Genomic DNA, 3,104 nt, shown 5'->3' on the forward strand with positions numbered 1-3,104 from the left:
TTATACTCAGGTAGCCGAATTTCATTATCTGCACCATGATGTAAGTGGCAAACCTTATAATAATCTGGCCGAGCATGGTGAAAGACTTATTGCTGCGGCTAAAGAAGCTGGAATAAAGATTACACTCCTTCCCATGTTCTATCAAAAAGGGGGATTTGGGCAAGCACCTCAAGACAGGCAGCGGAGGTTTATTTCTAAAACTATTGATGATTATTATGCATTGCTCGAATCATCAGCGAAAGCCTGTAAAGTTTACAATGGAGCGAATTTAGGTTATGGAATTCATTCTTTAAGAGCTGTTGATTGTTCAGATATTAAAGCCGTACTCAGTAATAAAGATTTACGCGGACCATTTCACATTCATATTGCTGAACAGCTCAAAGAAATTGAAGACTCTATCACTTTTCAAGGAAAAAGGCCTGTTGAATGGTTAGCTGATAATGTAGAAATGAGTGCTAATTATCACTTAGTTCATGCTACTCATTTAACTGATCAAGAGGTGCAATCCATTGCAAGTTCTGGTGCGCGTGTAGTGTTATGTCCAAGCACTGAAGGTAATTTAGGAGATGGCATTTTCCCTTTAAGAAGATTTCAGGAACTAGGTGGCAAATGGTCTATAGGCACTGATAGTCATGTAGGTTTAAACCCATGTGAGGAGTTGAGACTTCTGGATTACGGGCAAAGACTAACTACTCATAAAAGGAATACATTTGTATCTCAAAATCAAAATGACAGTGGCCATTATGGTTTTGACCAAGCTCTTATTTCTGGTAGAGCAGCTATGGGGAATAGTAATGAAAACTATTTTAAGGAGGGTCAGCATTTTGATGCAATGGTATATGATTGCAATGTTCCGCTTTTAGCCACCTCTGATAAAGAGTCATGGTTGTCTACAATCATATATTCTTCTGATACTTCATGGAACTTAGGAACCATTGTAAATGGAGAATGGGTAGTAAAATCAAACCATCATGAGCGAGAGCATGTTATAAAAGAGAATTTTATTCGAACATTAAAAAAACTAGCAATCAGATGACGGATTATGAAGTGTATTTATCGGGAGAGATTCATTCTAATTGGAGAGAAGATATAATTAAGGCCGCTGAAAGTAAGAATTTACCCATTTCATTTACTGGACCTGTTACCGATCATGATGCAAGTGATAATATAGGTGTAGATGCCACAGGGCCTGAGGATAAAAACTTCTGGAAGGATCATAAGGCAGCAAAAATCAACAGCATACGAATTAAAAACGGGATTGAATCTGCCGATATTGTAATTATTAAATTCGGAGAAAAATACAGACAATGGAATGCTGCTTTTGATGCTGGCTACGCTGCCTCAATGGGCAAGTCCTATATTGTTATCCATCCTGAAGACTTCACGCATGCCTTAAAGGAAGTGGATGCGCAAGCAATGGCTGTTGCACATGATGAAGTCGAAGTTATTAAAATATTGGAGTACCTCACTTTGAAATAATCTATAGTATTCTCCAAAAGGCAGCTGAAGAACCTAATTGGCCGTTAATTATGTTATATTGATGCTAATTAGACAATCACTTGGTCAACTCTTTAAAAATATATTGTATTCTAAGCTTACTTCTAATCCATTGTATTGCCAATGGACAAGCAGTTGTTGATACTAGTTTTACAGCAGAGTATCTCGTTGAAAAAGTATTGCTTGGGCCAGGGGTTAAAGTGGGAAATGTAAAATTTACAGGAGAAAAGCATGCAATAAGCACTTATTTGGATCAAACGAATCAGCTAGGAATAAGCAAAGGTATTTTACTTACTTCAGGGAATGCTTATTACGCCCTCGGTCCTAATAAATCGCCTAGAACTGGTTGGGCGAGCTCTGCTTTTGGTGATGAAGAATTAGAAGAAATTGCGCGAGGTAAAACATGGGATGCCGCTGTTCTGGAGTTCGATTTTGTAACCGTTTCGGAAAACCTCTCATTCCGATTTGTTTTTGCTTCCGAAGAGTATCTCGAATATGTTGGATCTAAATTCAATGATGTTTTTGGGTTTTTTATTTCGGGTGAAAATGTAAAAAAAGAGAATATAGCTCGCTTACCTGATGGCAAAACACCCATTACTGTTAACACAGTAAATAATGAGTTGAATAGCCAGTATTATATTGATAATGCTTATATCAATACTACCGATCCCTTTATTTGGGATGTTAGAAATAGAGAAGTAGTTACCAATTTAAATTATTTAAAGGAAGAGGTACCTCCTAAGTACGATACACAGTTCGATGGCTTTACAACTGTACTCGAAGCAAGTGCGAGAGTAATTCCAAATAAGGTCTATCATATTAAAATGGCAATTGCAGATGTTGGGGATGGCATTTTAGATTCAGGGGTTTTTCTGGATGCAGGATCGTTCCAAAGTTCAGGTGAAATTATCGCAAACCTGGATGATCATTTTAAAGAGAAAAGGCAAGCAGATAAGCTGGCAAAATTAGCTGCTGATAAATTGGATGAAATAAAATTACCAGATGTACATATTTCTAAGAGGCACAGAATTGGTCAGATAGAATTTGATTTTGATAAACATCATTTAACACCTTTGGCTGCCAGTAATATAGTGCGAGTCTACAATCAATGGAAAGATACCAAAAAGGCGAGAATAGAATTAATAGGTCATACCGACAGTCATGGTTCGCATGAATATAATGAATCTCTTTCTCACAGGAGATCAGAGTCAGTAGCACAGATGTTAATTGAATTGGGAGTGCCCAAAAATTTGATTGCGGTTAACTTTATGGGTGAAACCAGTCCGTTAAAAAGCAATGAAACCGATGAGGGGCGTGCTAGAAACAGACGCGTAGAATTTTACCTGATTTACTAATTAGCGCAGTCTGATTTCTTCCTCATAATCAACTGGAACACGAATGGGTACGCCTTTTACAGTCAATTTGATAAAACCTTTGTAACGAGCTTTCATCTTCTTACCTCCCAGCATACTAAAAAGGTTATTTAACAAACCATCTGAAATATTGAAAGTAGCATCCACTGGCACACTGAAATCAGACAATGCCGGTACTTTTGTTTTTGTAGTGTGGTTGATAGTACCTATTCTTTTGTCATCAAGGCTTACAGC

Annotated in this window: 4 protein-coding genes; 3 read left to right on the top strand and 1 reads right to left on the bottom strand. The window is 37.5% G+C overall.

What is annotated here, in order from left to right; genetic code table 11:
- The 3 genes from RLO81_RS17385 to RLO81_RS17395 form a co-directional block, all read left to right on the top strand.
- On the top strand, positions 1-1,036 hold a 1,036-nt coding region (locus RLO81_RS17385), incomplete at its 5' end, for an amidohydrolase family protein (protein ID WP_350114633.1).
- Positions 1,033-1,479 carry a YtoQ family protein gene (locus tag RLO81_RS17390; RefSeq protein WP_350114636.1) on the top strand — a complete coding sequence of 149 codons (447 nt, stop codon included), beginning with the start codon at positions 1,033-1,035 and terminating at the stop codon, positions 1,477-1,479. The genes RLO81_RS17385 and RLO81_RS17390, both read left to right, overlap by 4 nt.
- Positions 1,480-1,559: 80 nt before the next feature.
- On the top strand, positions 1,560-2,852 hold the full coding sequence (locus RLO81_RS17395; RefSeq protein WP_350114638.1) for an OmpA family protein: 1,293 nt from the start codon (positions 1,560-1,562) through the stop codon (positions 2,850-2,852).
- Here the strand turns inward: RLO81_RS17395 and RLO81_RS17400 are convergent.
- A partial coding sequence (locus tag RLO81_RS17400) for a hypothetical protein (RefSeq protein ID WP_350114640.1) occupies positions 2,853-3,104 on the bottom strand: 252 nt, incomplete at its 5' end. It abuts the gene before it with no gap.

It is taken from the genome of Fulvivirga sp. (assembly GCF_040220315.1).
GTDB lineage: Bacteria > Bacteroidota > Bacteroidia > Cytophagales > Cyclobacteriaceae > Fulvivirga.